The organism is Mesorhizobium sp. M4A.F.Ca.ET.022.05.2.1, assembly GCF_003998845.1.
In the GTDB taxonomy this organism is placed as follows: domain Bacteria; phylum Pseudomonadota; class Alphaproteobacteria; order Rhizobiales; family Rhizobiaceae; genus Mesorhizobium.
In genome coordinates, this window is the sequence record NZ_RZOJ01000494.1 from 1 (window position 1) to 4,039 (window position 4,039).

General features: G+C 64.5%; 2 protein-coding genes. One reads left to right on the forward strand and one right to left on the reverse strand.

Annotated features, from left to right (window positions below; genetic code table 11):
• The coding region (locus EN745_RS31320) for an N-acetylmuramoyl-L-alanine amidase (protein WP_145992241.1) at positions 1-858 on the reverse strand (858 nt) is incomplete at its 3' end.
• Between the two features lie 648 nt (positions 859-1,506).
• Between EN745_RS31320 and EN745_RS31325 the strand changes: the two genes are divergently transcribed.
• A partial coding sequence (locus tag EN745_RS31325) for a ribonuclease E/G (RefSeq protein WP_145992242.1) occupies positions 1,507-4,039 on the forward strand: 2,533 nt, incomplete at its 3' end.

Sequence of the window (4,039 nt, forward strand, 5' to 3'; positions counted from 1 at the left end):
GTCGGAGACGGTGTAGACGGTGGCACCGCGAATGCCCTTGACGCTGATCGTGTCGGCGTGGATCGATATCAGCAGGTCGGCCTCATGCTGGCGGGCGATGCGCACCCGGTCGTCCAGCCGCAGGAACTCGTCCGTCTCGCGCGTCATGAACACATCGTATTTGCCGACCGCGACGAGCTGGTCGCGCAACTCGGTGGCGAAGGCGAGCGTGACATTCTTCTCGATGGTGCCGTTGAGACCCTCGGCGCCGCCGTCGACGCCGCCATGGCCGGGATCGATGACGACGGTGAAGCGATGGCCGGGATTGGAGATCGGCCCGGTTCCGACCCTGCCGCCCTTGTCGGTTGACACCGTCGAGCCGGTGGTCAACGCCTGGTTGGCGAGCGCGGCATCGAATTCCCGCGCGGAGGCCGCCGATATGTCGATGGCGATGCGATAGCCGCCGCCGTCGTCGTTCTTGAGTACGTCGAGCTTGTCGACCGCAAACGGCCCCTTGCTGGTGAGGATCAGCCGTGACCCCTCACCCTGATCGCCGTAGCGTACAGCCCGGACCAGGCCGCGCGCCTTCACATCCTTGGCACTCATGGCGAATCTGGTGCGCGGCAGGTCAACGACGAGGCGATTGGGGCCGCGCAGCAGGAACCATTTAATGTCGGGCTCGCGGTCGAAAGTCATGACGATGCGCATCTTGGTGGCATCGCCGGCCATCTTGTAGCTGGTGGCGCCGAGCGGCGCGTCTCCGGCGCGGGAAACGCCCGACAGGCCGAGGAAAACCGCCATAAGCAAAAACGCGCAGGCCGCATGCAAGACAGGCCAGGCTGCGCAACGACCCTTGTTTGCGGTGCCTGCCAGTCCCATGTTCTTTCAGTTACTCCCGGTTTGGCGCCAGGCGCCGGTCGTTGCATCGAAGTGCCGGCAAGGCCGCGAACTCGATTAACGATTGGTATCCAGAGAAGGTTAACCAAGCCTTTTCGCGCAAGGAATTGAAGGCCGGGCTTCCCTTAGGGAACTCCTTTTTGCCGGCATCCGAAATCGGGGTTGCCTTCCCTGCCGCCAAATCATAAAAGCGATGGTGGATCACTGCAATCCTGGAACCGCTTCCTCCGCAGCTTCCTGCTACAGGTCAGATGAAAGGCGGCTCCTTTCGCTTCCAGCGAAAAGGCTTCAGGTGATCGCGACGAATTTCGCAGGCGTGCGCCCGTGGCGGGGGAATCGCTTGCGTGAGGAAAACGGCCGGGGTGTCCCGCGCCGGCTCTGTATGAGCAAACAAGCTGGTCCGGTTCGTCCGGGCTTTGGTTCAAAAGGTTCTGCTGGTGCCAATGGCTTCAAGCGCAATCATGGAAAGGTCCGCAGCAAACCGCGCCATCGTGGCTGCGGGCGGCACCGCCATGGCGCTCAAGCGGCGGCCGGCGGACGTTCAATTGTCCGGCATCCATGTTCCAGGACCGAAGCAGCGGGCTTTGCCCCGCAAGCTGCGGCTGGCGGCTGCCGGGAGGAAACGAAATAATGCCCAACAAGATGCTGATAGACGCCTCCCACCAGGAGGAAACACGCGTTGTCGTCATTCGCGGTAACCGTATTGAAGAATTCGACTTTGAATCCCAGGACAAGAAGCAGCTCAAAGGAAACATCTACCTCGCCCGCGTAACGCGCGTCGAACCGTCCCTTCAGGCAGCTTTTGTCGAGTATGGCGGCAACCGTCACGGTTTCCTCGCCTTCAGTGAAATCCACCCCGACTACTATCAGATCCCGGTCGCCGACCGTCAGGCACTGTTGCGCGCGGAAGCGCAGGAGGCCGAGGACGAAGACGATGAGGACGGCGACGGCGAGGAGCACCAGGCCCGCGATCGCGGCCGGCGCGGTCGCCGGCGCGGCGGCAAGAACCGCGACCGTGGCGAACACAAGCGCGAGGCCAGCGCCGCCGGTTCCGAGGAGCCCGGCGACAGCGCCGCAGAGGTCGCAAGCGGCGAGGCTGCCGGTGAAAGCGGCGAAGAGGTCGTCGAGACGATCGCCGAGACCATCGAGATTCAGTCCAATGATGCCGACGCCGGCTCGCAGGATGGCGGCAAGGATCACGGAGCCGCGGAGCATGGCGACAATGCCACCGCGGACGACGGTGGCGAAACATCCGAGGGTGGCCCTACCTCGATCGCCGCTAGCGTCGAAGCCGACGTGATTTCCGAACCGGCCCCGCAAGCCGAACAGAACGGCGAAGCCCCCTCCAGCGACGATCGCGGCATGCTGGAAGAGGTGCAGTCCTCGCATCCGGACGACCACGAAATCGAATCGGTCGGCGCCGAGGATGCGCTTGAAGAGGTGCGCAACCGCCGCAAGCCGGTGCGCCGCCAGTACAAGATCCAGGAAGTCATCAAGCGCCGTCAGATCCTGCTGGTCCAGGTGGTCAAGGAAGAGCGCGGCAACAAGGGCGCCGCACTCACCACCTATCTGTCGCTCGCCGGCCGCTATTCGGTGCTGATGCCGAACACCGCGCGCGGCGGCGGCATTTCGCGCAAGATCACCAACGCCCAGGACCGCAAGCGGCTGAAGGAAGTCGTCGCCGACCTCGAAGTGCCGCAGGGCATGGGCGTCATCCTGCGCACCGCCGGCGAGAGCCGCACCAAGGCCGAGATCAAGCGCGATTATGAATATCTGATGCGGCTTTGGGAGAATGTCCGCAACCTCACTCTGCAGTCCACGGCCCCTGCCCTGGTCTACGAGGAAGGCAGCCTGATCAAGCGCTCGGTGCGCGACCTCTATAACAAGGATATCGACGAGATCCTGGTCTCCGGCGAGGACGGCTATCGCGAGGCCAAGGACTTCATGCGCATGCTGATGCCGAGCCACGCCAAGGTGGTTCAGCCCTATCGCGACACCACCCCGATCTTCGTGCGCAACGGCATCGAGGCGCAGCTCGACCGCATGCTGCAGCCGCAGGTGACGCTGAAGAGCGGCGGCTACATCATCATCAACCAGACCGAGGCGCTGGTCTCTATCGACGTCAATTCGGGCCGCTCCACCAAGGAGCACTCGATCGAGGACACGGCGCTCCACACCAATCTGGAAGCCGCCGAGGAAGTCGCCAGGCAACTCAGGCTGCGCGACCTTGCCGGCCTGATCGTCATCGACTTCATCGACATGGAGGAGAACCGCAACAACCGCTCCGTCGAGAAGCGGCTGAAGGATCACCTCAAGAACGACCGCGCCCGCATCCAGGTTGGCCGCATCTCGCATTTCGGCCTGATGGAGATGTCGCGCCAGCGCATCCGCGCCAGCGTGCTGGAATCTACCATGAAGCCCTGCCCGCATTGCGGCGGTACCGGCCATGTGCGTTCCGACTCCTCGGTGGCGCTGATGGTGGTCAGGGCGATAGAGGAATTCCTGCTCAAGGATTCGCGCAGCCACATCACGGTCCGCACGCCGGCAGCGACCGCGCTTTATGTGCTCAACCACAAGCGCGGCACGCTGGTCGAACTCGAAAGCCGCTTCGGCCTGACCATCACGATCGAGGCCGACGACACGGTCGGCGCGCAGCACTATGCGATCTTCCGTGGCGCGATCGCCGAAAAGCCCGAGGGCTTCGTCGAAGTGCGCAGTCTGCCGGCCTATGTCGAGCCGGAGGAGCCCGAGGACGAGATCGTCATCGAGGACGAGGAGGAGGCGCCCGCCCAGGCGGAACAGCCGCGCCAGTCCCAGCAGCAGCCGCAGCAGCAGAGGTCCGGTGAGGACGGCGAAGGCCGTGACCGCAAGCGCCGCAAGCGCCGCCGGCGGCGCGGCGGCAAGGATCGCGATCGCGAGCACGGCGAGCGCGAGCATGGCGCTGGAGTAGTCTCAACGCCGGCGCCGGCGGATAGCGTTTCCGCCGCCGCGAGCAACGAGGCAGCCGAAGCGGGCGATGAAGCTACGGTCGGCATTGGCGAAACGGCCGAAGCAGCGGAAGACAGCCACGGCAAGAAGCGCCGGCGCGGCAAGCGCGGCGGCAAGCGCAATCGCCGCGAGGAGGGTGAAGACGCTGCCGATGCGGCCGCCGGCGAAGAGGTCG